The organism is Paraburkholderia sp. DD10 (genome assembly GCF_049177125.1).
In the GTDB taxonomy this organism is placed as follows: Bacteria; Pseudomonadota; Gammaproteobacteria; order Burkholderiales; family Burkholderiaceae; genus Paraburkholderia; species Paraburkholderia terricola.
Genome location: NZ_CP185392.1, coordinates 1,646,977 through 1,667,707 on the forward strand (window position 1 = coordinate 1,646,977; position 20,731 = coordinate 1,667,707).

The window sequence follows — 20,731 nt, forward strand, 5'->3', positions numbered from 1 at the left end:
GGGACCGCGGGGCCCCGGCATCCGAATCAACTCACAGTTTGCGCATGACACGCGATTACAGCAGTTCCTGATGCAGCGGCGAATTCACCGGCAACGTACCGCCATGACGCACGACGAGCTTCTGCGTCGCGAGAATCGCCGATGCGATTGCGCCGCTCGCGAACCCGCCCTCGTAGGTGAGCTTCTCGCCCATCGGAATCACGCCGTCGTCGTGCCGTTCCGTGAGGAAGCCATAGAGCCGGCGGCTGTTTTCCAGGTCGCCCGGCGCGTCCATCTTGAAGGCGGCCCAGACATGCCGCTCTTCCGCCCAGTTCGTGTAGAAGAAGCGATCGCGATTCGCTTCCACGAGGTCGGCGAGCTTGCCGATTTTCTGGTACTCGGAATTGTCCGGCTCGCGTGACGCGACGCTGCGCAACAGCTTGATGAATCCGTCTCGCCGATCCTCGACGGTCATCCCCACCGCCTTGTCCGCATTCTTTCCTTGCGCGTACTCGGAATACACCGCACCCGTACCGTCGGGCTGCAGCATCATGTAGACCTGTTGATTGAACTCGTCCGTCTGGATGTTCGCCGGCAATTCGTCGGCCCGGATACTGCCGACCGCGATCCCGAATCCCGCCTTGGTGGCGGACACCAGGTTGGCGTTTTTCAGCGCTGCGACGAATTCATCGGGCAACATCGGCTCCGTGCCTGGTGCGGGCGCATGCAGACCGAGCCGGAGCGCCTCACGCGGACTGCCGGAGAAGAGCAGTTCGTCGTAGACCTTTTCGTCGGTCTTGCCGGTTGTCTTGTCGAGCACCGACACGCGGTACTTGCCATCGACTTTCCTGATCTCGGTGACTTCGGTATTGAGCTTGATGACCTGCTTGTCCTCGAGCGACCCCACGCCTTCGGGCAGCCCCTCGCGGTCCGCGACGAGCTTGTAAAGCGGTGCATCGGCGCCCTCCTTCAGCCCCACGTGATCCTTCAGACGGCCGTCGCTGACGAAGCGCGCTTCCTCGAGAAAGCCGATGTCCGAATAGCCTTTGTATCCGCCCACGCCGATGCCGACCGCACCGAACGTTTGCCATTCCTCCTCGCTCCATTCGATGCCCTGTTCGGCCAGCAACTGGTCCACGCCGGAGCGGAACGAGTGGCTGTCGAAATCCTTCTTCGCCTTGTCCCAGAGTCTGCGGACCTCGGCCGTGTCGCCCGCCTTGCGCGCCTCGTCGATCGGCTTGAAGAAGGGGTCGATCATCGCGCGCTGGATGTCGTGCGCGACCTTGCGCATGACGGGATCGTCGGCCTGCTGGCCGGGCAGGACCGTGGCCACCTTGCCGCCGAGCAGATAGGTGATCGGCACGCCCGGCGAACCCGGATTGGGAAACGGCTCGAATTCGAGGCCGTAGTGTTCGGCCAAACCCCAGTACGCATTGTTCCGATCCCGGTGGAAACGCATGCCGCCCGGATGAAAGGGCGTCGAAATTCCCTCCCAGTGTTTCGCCGCGATCCGCCCGCCGATCTGGTCCGCCTGTTCGAGCACCTCGATGTTCTTGATGCCGGCCCGGTTGGCCAGGTCCGCCGCCATGATCCCCGCTGGGCCCCCCGCCGACGATACCGATGCTGATGTCCTTCTCGCCTTCGGGCAGTTCGCCGACCACACGGTTGGTCCGTTCGAGGAAACCCCGATAGTCGACCTGGTGATCCACCGGCATCGACGCACTCACATCGGCGAAGCGATCATCGAGCAGCGCCTTCAGACGAGGCTCCGCGTCGACGACTTGCATCGGCGCCGTCAGCGCCTGCTCCGCTTCGGGCGTGCACGAGCCGAGCAGACGCGCGGCTTGCTCCGGCTTCATGTTGACGGCCATGTGGTCGAGCCAGTCGCGCACCGGCGTGCGCGGCAGATCCTGCGACGCCGCGCGCGTGGTGTCGCCGAGCAATGCCGCCTGCTCCGTGCCCAGCGAGTTGAGCACGTCGCCTTTTTCGGCCTCGCACAACGCGAGCCACATCGTCGTGATTTCCATATGCAGCTGGTTGCGCTCCCGACCTTCTCCCAGCGTGCCCAGCAAGTTCAGATTCTTCGTGACGGCGGGCGCGAGCTTCTCGCGGTCGGCCCGCGGCCATTGGCCGACCGGCTCGCTGAAATCGCAGCCGATGGCCTGCGGCGTGAGTGGCGGCAGCGCGCGGCCGCTGGTTTTCAGAGTCGGGTCGCGAAGCAGCGCGTCTGAGTTGCCCGCTTTCAGATAGCTCCCCATGAGCGCCTGGCCGTAGGGCCATTTGTCCGTGATCACCGGCCGCGTCGCTTGCGCGCCCTGGCTTGACGAGGCGGGCGGCGGCTGGAGTGGGCGGCCGGCGGCGGAGCCTTCTGCTGGACCCGCTTTGCGCCTTTCGGCGGGCCCCGGCATGCCCGGAGGCACTTGCCGCGGCGAGGCGGCCGGCGGTGGAGGTTCCGCTGCAACGTCGCCGAGCGGCGGTATGTCGGGGTTGTTACCGGGGGTGGACGAGCTTGGATTGACGTTCATGTTGGCGATGTCCCTCGTTGGTTGTCTCGTGAGTTATGTCGAACAAAAGCAATCGATCGTTATGAGAACAGGCGAGCGCCCGGCGATAACCGTCACCCCGGAAGAATCGACACGCTATGCGAAACGCCGCACGCTCGTGCTGGCCCGGCCGCGCTTCCAATTACGCGCTTCAAATTACTTTCGAAGCTGCCGTCTTATTTTCGGAAAGGCATTGCGCCGTGGGTCCAGCACTTTCCAGACGGTGCACGTCTTCGGTGCGTCGGATTCGTCGCCCACTACCGAAGATTGGAGAGAAGAGATGAAACGCCTGAATCGATGTGCCGCTTTGCTCACCGCTACCCTGGTAGCGCTGACGTTCGCCACGCATGGCGCGGCCACGTTCGCCGCCACCGCTGCGCGCGGCGCGGCGACGCCCTGCGAGGCGCAGACGGGCAGCGCGCAATCCTCGCCGGGCCCGCTGACGCTGCTGGTCGATCCGCCCGAGGGCGGCACGTTGCGGCTCACCTATGTGCCGCTCGATGGATGGAAGCTCGACACCGCGAACGGCGCATCCACGCAGGCCGAAGGCCGCGTGTCGCCCGTGGGCGCATCGCGTCTCAAGGAAAAGCGTGCCGCGAGCGAGCCGATGACCGTGTTCATCGACGGCCCGAGCGGCTTTGCCTACGTCTGGACACAGGACCGCGGATGGAAATTCACCGGCCGCGTCACCGACCGGATTCGATGAGCGGCGCGCGAACGAGCAACACGACAGGAGTCGCGTGAAGCGTCGCGCGTTTTATCATGCAGGCTCATGCCTGCTTTGGCCGCGCTTCGGCCACGCTTGGGCCACTATCGACTCCACGCCCATGCCTTCTTCGATCAGAAACTCGCTCGTCTGGATCTTCGACGCATTCGAGCGCGATGCAACCTACCTTCGCAAGCGAATGTTCGGCTCCGATGCCGCGTATATCGACGGCCAGTTGTGTCTGGTCGCCGCCGATCGCGCCAAGCCCTGGAACGGCTTGCTCGTATGCACATCGCAAGAACGCCACGCCGCGCTCATCGACGACATGCCCGCGTTGCGGCCGCATCCGGTGTTGCGCAAATGGCTCTATGTGCCGCAAGACGATCCGGCGTTCGAGTCGATCGCGGACCATCTGACGAAGCTCGTGCTCGCGCGCGATCCGCGCGTGGGCGTCGAGCCCAGGCCGCGCAAGTCGAGATTCAAGGCGTGAAGCGATGAGCTGTGCCGTTGCGGGCCGTTGTCCTTCAGCCGTGCTCGGCGCCCGGCAACGCCGCATTCAACACCAGGGCGAGCAGGCCGACCACGATGAGGCTGGAGGCCCAGAACGCATCCAGGTTGAACCAGCTTCGTGAGACGAACTTGAGCCCGAGATAGCGGTAGACCAGCCAGGCGATCAGCCCGCCGACTACGATCATCGCGGCGGCATGCACGCCGGAGACCGCGAGCGCCATCGTCAGATTGCTCTGCATCAACGCCTGCGCGGCGCGGTGCCCGCGATCGATGGCGTCAGCGCGGCACAGGCCGAGGTAGACCGGCACGAGCATGAGTCCCGCGCCGTGCGCGATGGCGACGGCGAAGGACCACAGCGCGAGCCGCGACGGCGGAATTCGCGCAAGCACGCGCGGATGACGCCGCCAGATCAGCAGGCCCACGCCGAAGCCGATGACGAGCACGCTCGCGCCGATCTGAATCTCGCGTTGCCACGCGAGCAGCATCGCGAGCATGGCGAACGGCAGCATCACGAGGAACATCGCCAGCACGTGCCCGGCCGCGAGATACAACAGCGTGGCGAGCAGCGCGCGGGCGCGCCGCTCCATCAAGCCGCTCGACACCGCGAGCGGCCACCCCATCGCCGGATTGACGCCGTGATAGAGACCGCTCGCCACCACGGCCAGCCACAGGCCGGCCTGCGGCCAGCTATTCGCCATCAAGTGCCCACCGACGGATAACAGAACGAATCGGTCGAGCAGTCGCCGCCTTCGAGCCGGATCTGATGAGCCCGGTAGCCGTCGGGAAAGTCCACCCAGTATTCTTCGGCCAGCGCGAGGCCGCCGCCGGGTTCGGCGCGCGCCATCACTTGCGCCGCGGGCACGCCGTTCGGATAGAACTGGTCGTCCCACGTGGAGTACAGCGAATTGGTCCAGTAGACGCGCTTGCCGTCGCGGCTGATCTCGACCATCTGCGGGCCGCCCGCGAAGGTCTTGCCGTTCGGGTGCGGCGCGCGCCGCACGATCCCGCCGATGCGAACCGAACCCGCGAGCTTCGGCTTGCGCGGTTCCGTCACGTCGTATTGGCGCATCTCGCCGGTTCCCCAGCAGGCGACGTACAGAAACTTGTCGTCGATCGACAGATCGATATCGGTGACGAGCGGCGGCACCGCGCCGAAGCCTTGCAGCAACGGTGGAAGCTCGTCCGCGGCCGCCGGCTCGGGCGGAATGGTCGCGGTCTTTTCGATGTGGAATTGCCCGTCCTCGCGCCACCAGGTCCAGATCGAGCCTTCGAGGTTGGTCGTGTCGACCACGACGCCGATGAAGCCATATTCGCGGCTCGGGTCGTGCGCGGGCCGCACTTCCAGCGCCATCTGATGATTCGCGCCGAGGTCGATGGTCTGCACGTTGCGTCGCGCGCGCAGGTCCCAGAAGTGAATGCGGTGCCCGTATTTGTTCGACAGCAGATCCTCGGGCACGATGCCGTTCTCGAATTGCGGCGGCAACGCCCACTCGCTCGACACCATGTAGTCGCGCGGCAGATTCCACCAGAAATCGTAGTGTTTCTCCTGCGGCCCTCGATCGATCTCCCAGCGGCCGAGCACGTCGAACGTCTCGCAGTCCATGATGAAGATGCCGGGCGGGCCGTCGGTGCCGTCCTTTCCGCCGCCGCCGAGCGTGCTGACATAAATGCCTTCGGGACCGCAATGAACCGTGTGCGGACGCGAGTAGCCCGTCTTGCGAAAGATCTCCTCCGGTTCGATGATCTTGTGGATTCGCGCCTGGGTCGGATGAGGCTTGGTGTCCACGATATAGATGCGCGAGGAGCGCATGCCCGGAATGATCAGGTAGCGCCGTTCGAGGAAAGCGTGGCCCGTTAGCGGCGACAGCGCCGACGAGCACGCATTCCATCCGAAGTGGTGGAATTCGTCGCCCTTGTTCGGCATGGGCACCGTGTGCACCACCTGGCTGTAAGTGGGCGAATCCGGCTTCACGTCGAGGACGGCGAGCATGTCCGGCTGCGAGAAGTCGGGACTCAGCAACACCGTGTAGGCGTAGTCTTCCGCCGGCGCATCCATCGCGAGTTTCGGCGATGCGTGGAACGTGGGATCTGGGCGCATGGAGCACCTTGGAGTGAATGAATGATCGAGGGTGGCCGCGCGCGGCGGCGACGCGGATGCTGCATTGCCGAATCTTCTGTTTCCGCATGCGATGTCGCGCAGGCGAGCGGGCGGTCGATTAGATTTGTAGACCACCGTGCTGACGAGGGCAACAGAAATGTTGCGCGCGGTTTGCGCGTTTGCGCGGGTCCACCTGGTTTCCACTTAGTTGTCATGCGCCACGGATAGCCAACGCCCGCCATGCGATGTGACGCAAACCGCACGCACGGTATTCCTATCGTGATCGTGATCGTGAGTACCGCATGCGCGCGTGCGTACTTTCCCTATACGGCCGTCGTCTCGCCGATCGCTCCCGGCGCATCGGCGGGCGCGCTATCGTTTGGCGTCACATGGCTCTTTCGCCATGCGGCCGGCGGCATGCCGAACTCGCGCTTGAATGCGCGATTGAACGCCGCCTCGGAGTCGTAGCCGACCTGCTCCGCCAGCGCGGCGAGCGATTTGGCGCCGTCCAGCAGTTCATGCGAGGCGAGCTGCAAACGCCAGCGCGCCAGGTATTGCATGGGCGGCTGACCCAACAGATCGGTGAACCGTTGCGCCAATGCGGAGCGCGACAGCCCCACTCTTCGCGCGAGTTCGTCGACGGTCCACGAATACGCCGGTTGCGCATGAAGCAGCGATAGCGCGGGGCCGACGAAGCGGTCGCGCACACCCGCGAGCCACCCCTTGCGGTCCGCCGGCAAGGCGTCGATACAGCGGCGCACCGCTTCGACGAACAGCAGTTCCGACAGCCTCGCAAGAACGATCGCGCTGCCCGCGCGCCACTGCGCCGCCTCGCCGACAGCGAATCGAAGCGACGATTCGAGCCACGCCGAATGAGGATCGTTGCGCATGTCGACTTTGAAGAGCCTCGGCAGCGAGGACAGCAGCGGATTGCCCAACGTATCGTCGCAAGCGAGAAAGCCGCATACGACCCGCGTCGGCGCTCCGCCGCCGCCATAGGAGAGCGTCATCACCTGGCCCGGTGTCGTCTCCATCTGAATCGCGAGAAGCGGTCCTGCCAGCTCGGGGGAGAGATCGAGGGCGCTGCCGAAAACATGCGCCTCGCCTTGCGGCACCACCAGCAGTTCACCGGCCTTGAGATGAATCGCGGAGGCGGGGTCGCTGGCGAGTCGCGCCGAACAACTGCCCTCGGTGATGAGATGGAATGAAATCACGCGTTGCGAGCCCGGCAGAAAGGCGTCGCAGAGGGCCGAATCCGCCTGACCAAACAGGCACCACGGGGTCGTGAAGTCTCCGTTGAGGTAGACCGCACCATTGAGCCGCACAACGCGAAGAACGTCGGAAAGCGCATCCATGAACAGCGTCCGTCAATCCCGGCGTTCCGCGCAAGAGATCTGGACGCCTGGTCATTCAACGATATGAACTACGAGCAGATACTAGCACCCACCTGAACGCGCAACAACGCGCGAATCAGGCACCCGGCGACAGTAGCGGCACATGCAATGCAAACCATCAAGGAGACATCTCATGAGCAACGAAAGTACTTACGAGGGCGGCTGTTTTTGCGGCGCGGTTCAATTCACGGTGAGCGGCGAGCCGGCTGGAATGGGCTATTGCCATTGCGATTCATGCCGAAGCTGGTCGGCCGGACCCGTCAATGCGTTCACGCTGTGGCAACCGGAAGCGGTGCGCATCACGCAGGGCGCGGACAACATCGGCACTTACAACAAAACGCAGAACAGTTATCGGAAGTGGTGCAAGACGTGCGGTGGTCACCTCTTCACCGAACACCCAGGCATGGGACTCACCGACGTGTATGCAGCGTCCATTCCACAGTTTCCCTACGAACCCGGCGTGCATGTTCACTACGAGCACACCAGGCTGCGCATGAAGGACGGCTTGCCGAAAATGAAGGACGTGCCGAAGGAAATGGGCGGTTCGGGTATCACGATCGCCGAATAGCGGCCGCACGGCGCGTGCATTGCCGCGCCATGCGACGCGATGCACCGCGGAACATTTCCACTCCTTGTTTAACAGGAAGTACAGCCATGTCCACAGTCACTTCTTCCTCGCCCGCCGTCGATCTCGCCGCGCTCAAGAGCCGTCAGCAAGCCGCCTGGTCCTCGGGCAACTATGCCGTGGTGGGCACCACCTTGCAGATCGTCGGTGAACAGTTGTGCGAGGCGCTCGATCTGCGCGCCGGCAGCCGCGTGCTCGACGTCGCCGCCGGCAACGGCAATGCAACGCTTGCCGCCGCACGCCGCTGGTGCGACGTGACCTCCACCGACTACGTCCCGTCGCTGCTCGAAGCCGGGCGCACGCGCGCGCAAGCGGAAGGCCACACGATCCGGTTCCAGCAAGCGGACGCCGAAAGCCTGCCGTTTGCGGACAAATCGTTCGATGTCGTGATGTCCACCTTCGGCGTGATGTTCACGCCGAATCAGGAGCAGGCCGCGAGCGAACTCGCGCGCGTCTGCAAACCCGGCGGGAGAATCGGCCTCGCGAACTGGACGCCCGATAGCTTTATCGGCCAGGTGTTCAGGATGATCGGCAAATACATACCGCCCGCGCCGGGCGTCAAATCGCCGGCACTGTGGGGCACGCAGGCCCGGCTCGCGGAACTGTTCGGCGAAACCGCGCGGGACGTTCGCACGACGAGCCGCGAGTTCGTCTTCCGCTATCTGTCGCCGGCCCACTGGCTCGAAGTGTTCCGCACCTACTACGGTCCGATGAACAGGACGTTCGGCGCGCTCGATGCGGCGCAACAGGCCGCGTTGACCCAGGATCTGCTGACGCTCATGGAAAGCCGCAATCGTTCCGGCGACGCCACGCTCGTGCTGCCGAGCGAATACCTCGAAGTGGTGATCGAGCGGAACTGATGCCGCGCGATGGCGCTGACGGATACGCGGAGCGTCAAGACGCGCTGTCTGTCGCGCCCGAACTATTTGCTCAATGAACGTCGTCGAATAAACGACACTTGTCCCTCTCGCATCGCCACTGAAGGCCGCAACGCCTTCCAGTCAAGGCTCGTGTAAAGCGCGCATGGTCGATGCTTAGGTACGGCAGTTGAGTTGAACGGCTGCCCGCGATTCGCGGCGGCGGATTCACTCCAGACCGCATCGATTATCGGAGTACACCATGCTCGCCTATCTTGCCAGGATGCTGCGCAACTTGCTCGAACGCGCGGAACATAGCCGCCGTAATGCGTTCCTCGCGTCGTCGGTCGATATAGGCGAGCTGGAGCGGCGCATGCGCTCGTTCGAGATCAACGGTTAGTCGAACGGCAACGCACGACCTCTTAAGCCGCCTACGCACGCGCGGCGGCAATCACCTGCGACGCGAGCGCATGATGCTGCCCGCGCCGCGAGCGGATTGCGTGAATCTCCTCGATCACGCCTTCCGCGCGGCCCAGCGGGCGCAGTCCCCGCAGCAGCGACACATCGTCCGCGCCCAACTCCGCGAGCGGGAACACGCCGAGGCCTCGCGCGGCGAACACCGCCATGAGCGCGCTGTCCTCGAATTCTCCGGCGATCCGCGGCCGGATGCCTTCGGTTTCGAACCAGCGTTCGAGCCGTGCGCGCAACGCGCCGTGCCCGGTCGGCAGCAGCACCGGCACCTCGGACAGACAGTGCGGAAAACCGGCGCGAGTCGACTTGCGGACGATTTCCGCGGGACCGTACCAGTCGACCGGCGAGCCCACCAGACGCTGGCTCACGACGCGCAGGTCCGCGTTGTGCGGCGCGGGCTGGCAGGCCAGCACGAGATCGAGCCGATGCAGCGCGAGTTCCGACAGCAATTGCGCGTGTTCGCCTTCATGACATAGCAGCCTGAGCGACGGCGTGCCGAGCACCGGCGCGAGCAACGCGTGCGCCGCGAGCTTCGAGATGCCGTCGGACAGACCCACCGCGAGCCGCGCGACACGCTCGCCGCCCGCCTCGCGCATCTCGTCGAGCAGCGCCTCACCGAGCTGAAAAATCTGCTCCGCGCGGCTAAACGCGGCCTGCCCTGCTTCGGTCATGGTGACGCCGCGCCCGGCCGGCTTCAGCAACTGGCGCCCAATGGATTTTTCGAGTTCGCGCACTTGCGCGCTGATCGTCTGCACCGCCATGCCGAGACGTTCGGCCGCGCGCGCGAAACCGCCCTCCTTCACGACGATCCAGAAATAGTAGAGATGGCGGTAATTGAGCATGGTGAACAGTCTTCGGGAAAAACGATGTATCGCTCAGGGTAACACTGGTTTATCCGAACCACGAAAACGCGGATCATCAACGAATTCCGGCGTCATTCTCCTTAACCTCAATCACCTATTCCCATGGACTATCTACTCGCACTCGTTACCGACCCCGCTGCATGGGCGGCGCTTCTCACGCTGGTCGTGATGGAAGTCGTGCTCGGCATCGACAACCTGATCTTCATTTCGATTCTCAGCAACAAGCTGCCCGAAGCGCAGCGCGCACGCACGCAGCGCATCGGCATCATGCTTGCGCTCGTGCTGCGGTTGGCCCTGCTCGGCACCGTCGCGTGGATCGCGCAGTTGACCCAGCCTGCCCTCACGCTCTTCGGCCACGGCTTTTCCTGGCGCGATCTGATCCTGCTCGGCGGCGGCCTGTTCCTGGTCTGGAAAGCCACGCGTGAAATGCACCATCACGTCGCCCCTGCCGACGAGGCACAGGGCGCGGCGGGCAAGGTGGTTCAAATGACCGCTTGGGCCGCGATCAGCCAGATTCTGGTGCTCGACATCGTGTTTTCGGTGGACAGCATCATCACCGCGGTCGGCATGACCGAGCACGTGCCGATCATGTTCGTCGCGGTGATTGCCGCGGTCATGGCCATGCTGTTCGCCGCGCATCCGCTTTCGCGCTTCATCGATCGCAATCCCACGATCGTCATGCTCGCGTTGAGCTTCCTGCTTGTGATCGGCATGGCGCTCATCGCGGAAGGCTTCGGTTCGCACATCCCGAAGGCTTACATCTACGCGGCGATGGCGTTCTCCGCGTTCGTCGAGGCGATGAACATGCTGGCGCGCCGGGCGCACGCGAAGCGAGCCGCCGTGGCGAAGCAGTGAGGCGCGCACTGAGCGCGGGCATCGTGCCCGCGCATGAAGGGCGGCTCGAGCGATCTGGCCGGACTATCGCCGGAGGCCGCCCCCGAATCGAACGGCCCGCCATGTTTGACGTTCGATGTTCTTGGTACTTTTGAGGAGCGACATGATGAAATGCCCCGTTTGCAAGACAACCGACCTGCTGATGACCGAGCGCCGCTCGATCGAAATCGACTACTGCCCGAACTGCCGGGGCGTATGGCTCGACCGCGGCGAACTCGACAAGCTGATCGCGCAGGATGCGGAAAGCCACGACGCGCCGGCTAGCGGGCGCGTGAGCCGGGACGATCACCGTGACCACCGTGACCACCGCGAGCGTGACCCGCGATACGAAGGCCACCGCTCGTATGACGATCACCGAAGCGGCTATCAGGGACATAAACGAAAGAAGCGTTCGATTTTCGACGTATTCGATTTCGACTGAACGCCGTGATCGCGCCATGCGCCGCGGTCCCGTTTGCAACGAAGCAGCGGGACCGCATCGCCACCGGAGCACCTTCAATCCAGGCTCGCCGCGCAGGCGAGCTCTTGTTATAATTCTTTCAGCAAGTCGAACAAAACATAACGCCAATTCCAACTGCGCCAACTGCGCCAACTGCGCGAACCGCACCGCGCGACAGGACCTCCATGCTGAAACCCGACCGCCTCCGCGTCCTCGGCGACGCGCTGGGCAAGCAAAACGTGATGCGTCTGCGCGACGCCGCCAGCCTGCTGGGCGTATCGGAGATGACTGTCCGGCGCGACATCGCGGGCAGCCCGGAACGCTTCACGTATCTCGGCGGCTATATCGTCAGCGCCACTGACGTACCGAACACCGCCGGCTATTCACTCGAAGAAGAAAAAGACCATTTCGCGCAGGCCAAGGCCGAAGCGTCCGCGATTGCGGCGGGACTGATCGGCAACAACGAAACCCTGTTCATCGACTGCGGCACGACGCTCACCACGCTTGCCCGGCTGATTCCGGTCGAACGCCATGTCACCGTCGTGTGCTATTCGCTGAACGTCGCCGAGATTCTGCGGCGCAAGCCGAATGTGCGAATGATCCTGCTGGGCGGCGTCTATGTGCCTTCGTCCGACTCATTCGCGGGCGAGGAGAGTTTGGAGATGCTGCGCCGCATGGGGATCAACAAGGCTTTTATTTCCGCGGGCGGCGTGGACGCCGCACGCGGCGTCACCTGCTGGAATTTTCACGAAGTCGCGCTGAAACAGGCGGCGATGGCGAGCGCCGTCGAACGGCATCTGGTGGTGGACGAAAGCAAGTTCGGCGTGGTGAAGGCGGTGCGCTTCTCGCAAGTGGACGACTTCGATTCGATCATCACCGAGAAAGGCCAGGCGCTGCGCAAGCGAAAATAAGCGCGCAGGCCGCGCGACGTCACAGTTCAGCGCTTGCGCTGCAACGCGAACAGCGTCCCGGCGATCAGAATGAATGCGCCGATGATCACCTTCTGCCAGGTGCTCGGCACGCCGACCAGTATCAACACGCTCTTGATCAACGTCACGAGCACCACGCCGAGCAAGGTGCCGACTACCGTACCCGTGCCGCCCGTAATGCGTGCGCCGCCGAGAATCACCGCGGCGATCACATCGAGTTCCGACCCAACCAGATCGAACGGATTCGCGAGGCGGTTGTTCGACACGTGCAGAATCCCGGCGATACCGGCGAGCATGCCCGTATAGCCGAACACGAACAGATGAATCGCGCGCAGGTTGTAGCCGAGCCGCTCCGCAATCGCGAGACTGCCGCCCATCGCATAGACGCCGCGCCCCATCATCGTCCGGTTCAGCAGCCACCATGTGACGAACGCCGCCGCCACCAGCGCCAGCACCGAAACGGGCAGCACCGCGCGCAGGCCGTCGGCCGTGTGATAGAAAAACAGCGGAATGCGGCCGAAATGATCCATGCTGTGCGGAATGTTCATGAAGAACGTCGTGCCGATGAACGTCAGCAACATGCCGCGATAGAGATACTGCGTGCCGATCGTGACGATCAGCGAAGGCGCCTTCAACCGGTGCACGAGCAGCCCGTTGACCACGCCGAGCATCGCGCCGCCGAGCGCGCCGGTGATCAGGATCAGCGCGAACGGCGCGTCGGGCCACCACGCGAACACGGCCTTGGTGATGCCGTACATGGTGAGCGCGGCGATCGCGGTGAACGACACGTCGATGCCGCCCGACGCCAGCACGACGAGCGTGCCGAGCGCGAACAGCGACATCGTGGTGGCCGAGTGCAACAGATCGAACAGCGTCGCCAACTGGAAGAAGCGCGGATTGATCGCGCCGACCAGCAGGCACGTCAGCACGATGAGCGCGACCGTGAACCATTCGGGATTGCGCGCGAGCCGGGTCCGCAGGCTCGGCGGCTTGACCTCGGGAGCGACTTCGACAACGGTCGGGGTGGTCATGGGCTGGTTCATGCGCGGATTCAGGCGCGAGTTCATGGGTGGGGCGTCCTCTATGCCGCTTCGGAAAGCAGCGCGTGATACAGATCGGCTTCGCTCAGTTCGTCGGCGCGGTATTCGCTCGCGACGCGTCCTTTCTTCATCATCAGGATGCGGTCGCAGTTTTGCAGCAGTTCCGGCAAGTCGTCGCTGATCAGAATGATGCCGATGCCGCGTTGCGACAGCCGCTGCATGATGCGGTAAATGATGTCCTTTGATCCGACATCGACGCCGACCGTCGGTCCGTGCAGGATCAGCACGCGCGGATCGATCGCGAGCCAGCGGCCGATCAGCACGCGTTGCTGGTTGCCGCCCGACAGCGATTGCACCGGCTTGTCGACGCCGGGCGTCGCGATCTGCAAATCCTTCACGGTCTGTTCGGCGAGCGCCTGCGCCCGCGCGCGGTCGATCTGGCCGAAGCGGTCGCGCAAGCTGGAAATCATCGCGGTAATCACGTTGTCGCGGATCGGCTTGTCGAGAAACAGCCCTTCGTTCAGGCGGTCTTCCGGCACATAGCCGATGCGATGGCGTTTCGCATCCGACGGCGTGCGCAATGCAATGCGCCTGCCGTCGAGCACCACCTGCCCTGACTGCGCCGGCGCGACGCCTGCGAGCGCCCGCGCGAGTTCGTTGCGCCCCGAGTCGAGCAGACCAGTGATGCCGAGAATTTCCCCGCCATGCAGGCGAAACGACACGTCGCCGAACTGGCCGGCGCGCGTGAAAGCGCGCACGTCGAGCACCACGTCCTGCCCTAGCCCGCCCTCGCGATAACGTTCGTTCGACAGATGGCGCCCCGTCATCAACTCGCTGATCTGCGCTTTCGTGAATTGCGCGATCGGGCCTTGCGCCATTTTCTGTCCGTCGCGCAGCACGATTACTTCGCCGCCGATCGCGTAGCATTCGTCGAGCTTATGGCTGACGAACAGCACCGTCACGCCCTGCGCGCGCAGATTGGCGAGCACGGCAATCAGGTTGTCCACTTCTTTTTGCGTGAGCGAAGTCGTGGGTTCGTCCATGATGACGAACTTCGCCTCGCTGGCGATCGCGCGTGCAATCGCGACGAGTTGGCGCGTTGCGAGCGGCAACTGTTCGATGAGCGTCGCCTGAAACTCCGCGTCGCCGGGCAAGCCGACCGCTTCTAGCGCGCGGGCCGCCGTGCGCGCCAATTCGCGCCGGTCGAAGGTGCGGGCGAGCCGGCCTTCATGCAAGGCCAGTTCGGAAGTCAGCGCGACATTTTCGGCCACGCTCATGTTGGGCAGCAGCGACAGATCCTGATAGACGGTTTCGATGCCCGCGGCGAGCGCTTCGAGCGCGGAGAGCCGCGCATGCCGCACGCCGTCGATCACGAACTCGCCTTCATCTGGCGGCTGCGCGCCGGAAATGATCTTGATCAGCGTGCTCTTGCCGCAGCCGTTCTCGCCGAGCAGGTGATAGATCTGCCCGCGCTCGAACGACAGGCTCACGCCGCGCAGCGCATGCACGCCGGTGAACCGCTTATGCACGCCGGCGACCAGCAGGAAAGGCCGCGACGCTTCGGGTTGTACGGATGACGATACGTCTTGATTCATGATGGCGAGCCGCAAGTTGAGGCGTGCCCACCGGGGCACGCCGTGACGCATGAAGCAACGGACACAAGCGGAATCAGAACGGATACTGCTTGTAGTTCGACTTGTCGACGTTCACCCAACCCTGGCCGCGCACGATGATCCCCTTGCCCGGTCCCTTCGCCACCGTGACCTTGGTGTAGCCCGGAATGCCGAGGTCGGCGCCGTTCTCGACGGTTTTGCCGTCCACCAGCATCTTGGCGACCTTGTTCATCGCCTCGCCCGCGAGCTTGGGGTCCCAGAACGCGATGCCGTTGATAGCGCCGCTTTCGAGGAACTTGCCCGCCTCGGTCGGCAAGCCGGTGCCGTACACGCAGATCTTGCCCTGCATGCCGGCTTCCTCGACCGCGCGGCCGATGCCGATCACGTCCAGCGACGACGAGCCCTGAAAGCCCTTCAGGTCGGGATGCTTGCGCAGCACTTCCTTCGCGACTTCATAGGCGCGCTCGCCGTCGTTATTCGTTTCGAGCTTCGGTTCGACCAGGTTCATCTTCGGGTACTTGCCCTTCGCATTGCCGATGCCGCCGTCCGCCCACTGCACCTGCGAACGGCTGCCGAGCGAACCGACCAGCACGGCCCACTTGCCGTCGCTGTGCATGCACGAGGCAAGGCGCTCGTTCAGGCCGGCGCCGTAGGCGGTATTGTCGAACGCCTCGATATCGACCATCGTGTTCTTCGCGTTGTCGGCCTCGTGCGTGACCACCTTGATGCCGCGATCCATCGCTTTCTTCAGCGCCGGTTCGAGCGTGGGCGGATCGTAGGGGACCACCGCGATCGCCGTGACTTTCTTCGCGATCAGATCTTCGATGATCTTCAACTGCTGGGCCGCGTCCGCGCGGCCTGGGCCCGTCTGATACGCGCTCACGCCGGGGTTCTCCTTCGCGAACTCCTTCACGCCCTCGTCCATCCGGTTGAACCAGTTGATGCCGGTGACCTTGACGACCGTCACGATCGTTTCGTTCGTTGCCGCCTGCGCGGCGGCGATCACGCCCACCGCGAGGGCGCCGGTAGCCAGCGCGGCACCCAGTCGAGTCAATTTCATGCGATGTCTCCTTTATCGTTCGATGTCGCCCCTCTTCACGGTCGCGGACAACCAGGGCTCGTTGTCCGCCGTGTACTGAATGAAACCGTTCGTCAGCGTCGGTTCGACAGCTAACGCTTCGGCGCGGCGCTCGCGCCAGCCGCACCGCCGCCACCGCCGCCACCGCCAAAGCCGAAAATCGCCCGCACCCGCTCACCGCCCGCGAACGCCAGCGACAACAGCAACAGAAAACCCCACGCGCAATCGCCGAAGAACTGCGATACGCCGAGCAGATTGAACAGGCTCGACAGAAATTGCAGCACCGTGGCGGCAAAAAACACGCAGATGATGCGGCCGTGACCGCCCGCCGGATTCACGCCGCCCATCACCGCGATCAGGATCGCGATCAGCAGATAGGAGTTGCCGTAGTCCCATTTCGCGCTGGACGTATGCGTCGCGCTGATGAGCCCGGCCAGCGACGCGAGCACGCCGCACATCGCATACGTCGTGATCAGCATCCGCGCGCGCGGAATGCCGGCATAGAACGCGGCTTTGGGATTGGTGCCCATCAGATAGAGGCGCAGGCCGAACGGGCTGCGTTTGAGCAGCCATCCCAGCACGATCACCGCCGCGATGAAAATGCAGAACGCGATCGGCACCTGAAACACCGTGCCGTTACCGATCGCCGACAACGGGTCCACATAGTCGACGTGCACCGACGCACCGTTGCTGAGCACCACCGCGAAGCCCGTAAACAACAACTGCGTGCCGAGCGTGCAGAGAATCGGCGTGAGCCTGAGCCACGCGATCACCACGCCGTTCAGCATTCCGCCGAGCAGTCCCATCACGACGACGATCGAGCAGAAAAGCGCCGTATAGAGCACCGGCGAGTCGTCGCCGTTGACGAAATGCGGCACGGCCAACGCGGCGACCATGCCCGACAGATTGGCAAGGCCGACACCGGACAGGTCGATCCCGCCATTGCCCGACACCATCGAGAGCATGATGCCGAGCGCGAGCAAGCCGAGCTCGGGCAACTGGCCGCCCATCGATTGCAGATTGTCGATATCGACGAACTGCCCGCGCGAGAGCCATGTCGCGACCAGCACGACGAGCACGTTGACGATCAGCAGGAAATTGAGTTGCCGGTCGGCGAACGGTTTGCCGCCGCCGAACCGGGACTCGAGCAAGGACCCAAACGAGGACTTCATGATGATGACGATCTCCTTGAACCTGCGCGAATGCTCAGAGCGCCTGTGAGGTCTGATCCGACTGGCTCAGTACCCGCTTCACTTCATCGAGCGTCGGCATCGAGGGCGCGGTGCCCGCGCGCGTTACCGAGATGCCCGCGAGCGCGCAGCCGAAGCGCATCGCGGCGATCGCATCGTCGCCGCGCGCGAGCGCCGCCGCGAAGCCGCCCGTGAAGCCGTCGCCGGCGCCGGCCGTTTCCACCACGCGACCGCAGTGATACGCGGGCACGAGCACCGATTGGGTCGCCGAATGCAGCAGCGCGCCGCCCTCGCCGAGCGTGACGACCACCGTGCCGACACCCTTGGCGAGCAGCACGTCGGCGGCGCGGCGCGCATCGTCGGCGTTCGCGATCGGCACGCCGGTGAGCGCGGCGGCTTCGGTTTCATTCGGGGTGATGTAGTCGCACAACGGGAAGATGCCGTCGTCGAGCGGCAACGCGGGCGCCGGATTGAACACGGTGACGACGCCGTGCTTGCGCGCGACCTCGAGTCCGCGGCGCGCGGCGGCGAGCGGCTGCTCCAGTTGCGTGACGAACACTTGCGCGGCGGCGATGTCGGCTTCGATCGCGTCGACGTCGGCGGCATTCAGGGTGCCCGCCGCGCCCGAGGCGACGATGATCGCGTTCATGCCGGTGGTGTCGTCGACGAAGATATGCGCCGCGCCGGTGGACACGCCGTCGATCACCGAGGCGCGCGCCGTGATGCCCTCGGCGGCCCACGTCGCGCGGGCGATCGCGCCGAACGCGTCGTTGCCGATGCGGGTGCAGAACACGACCTTGGCGCCGGCACGCGCCGCCGCCACCGCCTGATTCGAGCCCTTGCCGCCCGGCCCCATCGCGAACGCCGAGCCGGCAATGGTCTCGCCGATCAACGGCATGCGTTCGGCGCGAAACGTCAGATCGGTAACGTAGATGCCGAGAATGACGACGCGTCCCGCTCGTTCGTGAGGCGCGTTCATGCGTGTGTCCCTCGCGGAGCGTTTGCGAAAGGGGCGTGTTTCAGCAGAGCCAGATTCTTCAGCACGTTGTCTCCTCCATTTACTGGTTGGCGTGCGCGTTGTTCAAGTGCCTGGGACGCCCGGTCAGTCTCCGTAGGGGATCCAGATGTTCTTCACCTGCACGGCCTGGCGCAGAAACGGCAAGCCTTCGCTCGCAGGGTCGAACCAGTCGAACTGGCGCCCATGATCGACAAAGGTCCGCTTCAGGTTGCCGATCGACTCGCGTTCCGCCAAAGCCGAATCCGCCGCATTGCCGAAGCACCAGAGCGCGTCGACGTCGTCGTGTCGGGCGAGCGCCGGCAGCAGCGCGGCGCGCTCGCCCGTCACGATGTTCAGCACGCCGCCGGGCACGTCCGAGGTCTCGACCACCTGATAAAAGTCCGTGACCGCGAGCGGACACGCCTCGCTCGGCAACACCACGACGCGATTACCCATCGCGAGCGCGGGCGCGGCCAGCGACACGAAGCCGAGCAACGGCGCCTCGTCGGGACACGCGATGCCGATCACGCCGAGCGGCTCGTGCATCGCCAGCGCGACGCCGCGCAGCGGCGGCGTATGCACGGCGCCGTCGAACTTGTCGGCCCACGCCGCGTAGGTGAAAAGACGCGCGACCGCCGCCTCCACTTCCGCGCGCGCCGCGGCCTCGGTCGCGCCGTTTCGCACGACGAGTTGCCGCGCGAATTCGTCCGCGCGCACGGCCAGATTTTCCGCGAGGTAGTACAGCACCTGAGCGCGGTTATGCGTGCTCGCCTGCGACCACTTCTGCGCCGCGCGTGCCGCTTCGACCGCGTTGCGAATGTCCTTGCGATTGCCCTCGCCCACTTCGCCCACGGGCGTTCCATCCGGCGCGTACACCGGCAGCGAATACCCGCTATCCGGGCGCGCCTGCTTGCCGCCGATAAAAAGCTTGGCCGTGCGGTCGATCAGCGCAACGTTCGACGGCTCGCCGCGCTGCTCGACATGCGCCGCGCGCTCCACCGGCCGGCGCTTCGGAAGATTGAGCCACGCGCGCGGTTTCAGATATTCGTAAATGCCCTCACGTCCGCCTTCGCGCCCATAGCCCGATTCGCGATAACCGCCGAAGCCGACCGCCGCGTCGAACAGATTGGTCGCGTTGATCCACACGACACCGCATTGAAGGCGCGGCGCGATGTCGAGCGCGCGGCCGATGGTTTCGCTCCACACGCTGGCGGCGAGTCCATAGCGCGAATTGTTGGCGAGTGCAATCGCTTCGTCGGGCGTGCGAAAGCTCATCGTCACCAGCACCGGGCCGAAGATCTCTTCCTGCGCGAGCGTGGAAGCCGGCGCCACGCCGGTCACGAGCGTGGGCGGATAGAAGCAGCCGCCCGCGGGCAGCGCCGCATCGGACGACTGCCACACCGCACAGCCTTCGCGCCGCCCGCTCTCCACCAGCGACTGGATGCGTTCGAGCTGCACCGGATCGACGATCGCGCCGATATCGATGCTCTTGTCGAGCGAGGTGCCCACACGCAACGTCTGCATGCGGCGTTTGAGCTTTGCGATGAAGCGCGCCTCGATGCCTTCCTGCACGAGCAGGCGCGAGCCCGCGCAACAGACCTGCCCCTGGTTGAACCAGATCGCGTCGACCACGCCCTCGACCGCGCCGTCGAGATCGGCGTCGTCGAAGACGATGAACGGCGACTTGCCGCCGAGTTCGAGCGTCAGCGATTTGCCCGAGCCGGCCGTGACCTGGCGAATCAAACGCCCGACTTCCGTCGAACCCGTAAAGGCGATCTTGTCGACTTGCGGATGCGCGACGAGCGCCGCGCCGGTCCGTCCATCGCCGGTGACGACATTCAGCACGCCCGCCGGCAAGCCCGCGCGATGCGCGAGTTCGGCGAACAGCAACGCGGTAAGCGGCGTGTATTCGGCCGGTTTCAAGACGACGCAGTTGCCGGTGGCAAGCGCGGGCGCGATCTTCCACGCGAGCATCAGCAAGGGGAAATTCCACGGCACGATCTGCCCGATCACACCGAGCGGCGCGTAAGCCGCGAATTCGCTGTCCTGCAACTGCGCCCAGCCCGCGTGATGCAGGAAGTGCCGCGCGACGAGCGGCACGTCGATATCGCGCGTCTCGCGGATCGGCTTGCCGTTGTCGAGCGCCTCCAGCACGGCGAACAGCCGGCTATGGCGCTGGACCATGCGAGCGAGCGCATACAGATGCCGCGCGCGCCCCGCGCCGCCCAACGCGAGCCAGCCCGGCTGCGCGGCGCGCGCGGCGGCGACCGCCGCCTCGATATCGGCCGCATCGCCCTGGGCGATCTCGGCGAGCCGTTCACCCGTGGCGGGCGCGTGCGACACGAAGCGCTCGCCAGCGGCCGGCGCCTGCCACTCGCCGCCGATGAAGTGCCCGAAGCTCGCCGCGTGCCGCGCGAGCCATGCGCGCGCGGCTTGATCGTCCTCGGGTGCGGGACCGTACTCCATCGATGAAAAATACTCGGCTACGCTCATGGGATCGGTCTT

The 20,731-nt window shown here is 64.8% G+C and carries 20 protein-coding genes; 9 read left to right on the top strand and 11 right to left on the bottom strand.

The window, feature by feature from the left end; genetic code table 11:
• Positions 1-55: 55 nt before the first annotated feature.
• A complete protein-coding gene (locus ACOCG7_RS07510; RefSeq protein ID WP_421377501.1) occupies positions 56-1,567 on the bottom strand; it encodes an FAD-dependent oxidoreductase in 1,512 nt (503 codons plus the stop codon).
• On the opposite strand from ACOCG7_RS07510, the gene ACOCG7_RS07515 reads away from it, so the two are divergent.
• The 3 genes from ACOCG7_RS07515 to ACOCG7_RS07525 all read left to right on the top strand — a co-directional run bounded on the left by ACOCG7_RS07515 (position 1,566) and on the right by ACOCG7_RS07525 (position 3,718).
• Positions 1,566-2,210 carry a hypothetical protein gene (locus ACOCG7_RS07515; RefSeq protein WP_421377503.1) on the top strand — a complete coding sequence of 215 codons (645 nt, stop codon included), beginning with the start codon at positions 1,566-1,568 and terminating at the stop codon, positions 2,208-2,210. The genes ACOCG7_RS07510 and ACOCG7_RS07515 overlap by 2 nt on opposite strands.
• Positions 2,211-2,802: 592 nt before the next feature.
• Complete coding sequence (locus ACOCG7_RS07520) at positions 2,803-3,228, top strand: hypothetical protein (protein ID WP_073428363.1); 426 nt, start codon at positions 2,803-2,805, stop codon at positions 3,226-3,228.
• Between the two features lie 121 nt (positions 3,229-3,349).
• Entirely contained in the window at positions 3,350-3,718 is a 369-nt protein-coding gene (locus ACOCG7_RS07525; RefSeq protein ID WP_421377505.1) for a hypothetical protein, read from the top strand.
• Between the two features lie 34 nt (positions 3,719-3,752).
• Here the strand turns inward: ACOCG7_RS07525 and ACOCG7_RS07530 are convergent, their stop codons facing one another.
• From ACOCG7_RS07530 to ACOCG7_RS07540, 3 genes are all read right to left on the bottom strand, one after another.
• Positions 3,753-4,436, bottom strand: coding sequence for a hypothetical protein (locus tag ACOCG7_RS07530; RefSeq protein WP_421377507.1), 684 nt, complete (start codon positions 4,434-4,436; stop codon positions 3,753-3,755).
• A complete protein-coding gene (locus ACOCG7_RS07535) occupies positions 4,436-5,836 on the bottom strand; it encodes a selenium-binding protein SBP56-related protein (protein WP_310133086.1) in 1,401 nt (466 codons plus the stop codon). Before ACOCG7_RS07535 ends, ACOCG7_RS07530 begins: the two co-directional genes overlap by 1 nt.
• Positions 5,837-6,159: 323 nt before the next feature.
• Positions 6,160-7,191: an AraC family transcriptional regulator gene (locus ACOCG7_RS07540; RefSeq protein WP_421377510.1), complete on the bottom strand. Its 1,032-nt coding sequence runs from the start codon at positions 7,189-7,191 to the stop codon at positions 6,160-6,162.
• A gap of 172 nt (positions 7,192-7,363) precedes the next feature.
• Here ACOCG7_RS07540 and ACOCG7_RS07545 point away from each other — a divergent pair, with 172 nt between their 5' ends.
• From ACOCG7_RS07545 to ACOCG7_RS07555, 3 genes are all read left to right on the top strand, one after another.
• The gene (locus ACOCG7_RS07545; protein ID WP_310120586.1) at positions 7,364-7,798 is read left to right on the top strand and encodes a GFA family protein; all 435 of its coding nucleotides are present in this window, start codon (positions 7,364-7,366) and stop codon (positions 7,796-7,798) included.
• An 86-nt stretch (positions 7,799-7,884) separates the two neighbouring features.
• Positions 7,885-8,715 carry a class I SAM-dependent methyltransferase gene (locus ACOCG7_RS07550; protein ID WP_421377512.1) on the top strand — a complete coding sequence of 277 codons (831 nt, stop codon included), beginning with the start codon at positions 7,885-7,887 and terminating at the stop codon, positions 8,713-8,715.
• Positions 8,716-8,974: 259 nt separating this feature from the next.
• On the top strand, positions 8,975-9,112 hold the full coding sequence (locus ACOCG7_RS07555; RefSeq protein ID WP_073428369.1) for a DUF3563 family protein: 138 nt from the start codon (positions 8,975-8,977) through the stop codon (positions 9,110-9,112).
• A 31-nt stretch (positions 9,113-9,143) separates the two neighbouring features.
• On the opposite strand, the gene ACOCG7_RS07560 is transcribed toward ACOCG7_RS07555, so the two are convergent.
• The gene (locus tag ACOCG7_RS07560; protein WP_073428370.1) at positions 9,144-10,025 is read right to left on the bottom strand and encodes a LysR family transcriptional regulator; all 882 of its coding nucleotides are present in this window, start codon (positions 10,023-10,025) and stop codon (positions 9,144-9,146) included.
• Between the two features lie 123 nt (positions 10,026-10,148).
• Here ACOCG7_RS07560 and ACOCG7_RS07565 point away from each other — a divergent pair, with 123 nt between their 5' ends.
• The 3 genes from ACOCG7_RS07565 to ACOCG7_RS07575 all read left to right on the top strand — a co-directional run bounded on the left by ACOCG7_RS07565 (position 10,149) and on the right by ACOCG7_RS07575 (position 12,290).
• Entirely contained in the window at positions 10,149-10,901 is a 753-nt protein-coding gene (locus ACOCG7_RS07565; RefSeq protein WP_310133078.1) for a TerC family protein, read from the top strand.
• Positions 10,902-11,046: 145 nt separating this feature from the next.
• Positions 11,047-11,361: a zf-TFIIB domain-containing protein gene (locus tag ACOCG7_RS07570; RefSeq protein WP_310317592.1), complete on the top strand. Its 315-nt coding sequence runs from the start codon at positions 11,047-11,049 to the stop codon at positions 11,359-11,361.
• Between the two features lie 203 nt (positions 11,362-11,564).
• Positions 11,565-12,290 carry a DeoR/GlpR family DNA-binding transcription regulator gene (locus tag ACOCG7_RS07575; protein WP_154873277.1) on the top strand — a complete coding sequence of 242 codons (726 nt, stop codon included), beginning with the start codon at positions 11,565-11,567 and terminating at the stop codon, positions 12,288-12,290.
• A 26-nt stretch (positions 12,291-12,316) separates the two neighbouring features.
• Here the strand turns inward: ACOCG7_RS07575 and ACOCG7_RS07580 are convergent, their stop codons facing one another.
• From ACOCG7_RS07580 to ACOCG7_RS07605, 6 genes are all read right to left on the bottom strand, one after another.
• Entirely contained in the window at positions 12,317-13,375 is a 1,059-nt protein-coding gene (locus ACOCG7_RS07580) for an ABC transporter permease (protein ID WP_421377515.1), read from the bottom strand.
• 14 nt (positions 13,376-13,389) lie between these two features.
• Positions 13,390-14,943, bottom strand: a complete 1,554-nt coding sequence (locus ACOCG7_RS07585; protein ID WP_421377517.1) for a sugar ABC transporter ATP-binding protein — start codon at positions 14,941-14,943, stop codon at positions 13,390-13,392.
• Between the two features lie 73 nt (positions 14,944-15,016).
• Positions 15,017-16,021 carry an autoinducer 2 ABC transporter substrate-binding protein gene (locus tag ACOCG7_RS07590; protein ID WP_073428374.1) on the bottom strand — a complete coding sequence of 335 codons (1,005 nt, stop codon included), beginning with the start codon at positions 16,019-16,021 and terminating at the stop codon, positions 15,017-15,019.
• A gap of 110 nt (positions 16,022-16,131) precedes the next feature.
• The gene (locus tag ACOCG7_RS07595; protein WP_421377519.1) at positions 16,132-17,211 is read right to left on the bottom strand and encodes an ABC transporter permease; all 1,080 of its coding nucleotides are present in this window, start codon (positions 17,209-17,211) and stop codon (positions 16,132-16,134) included.
• Positions 17,212-17,245: 34 nt separating this feature from the next.
• Positions 17,246-18,208, bottom strand: coding sequence for a ribokinase (gene rbsK, locus ACOCG7_RS07600; protein WP_073428376.1), 963 nt, complete (start codon positions 18,206-18,208; stop codon positions 17,246-17,248).
• Positions 18,209-18,331: 123 nt separating this feature from the next.
• Positions 18,332-20,719, bottom strand: coding sequence for an aldehyde dehydrogenase family protein (locus ACOCG7_RS07605; protein ID WP_421377521.1), 2,388 nt, complete (start codon positions 20,717-20,719; stop codon positions 18,332-18,334).
• Positions 20,720-20,731: the final 12 nt, after the last annotated feature.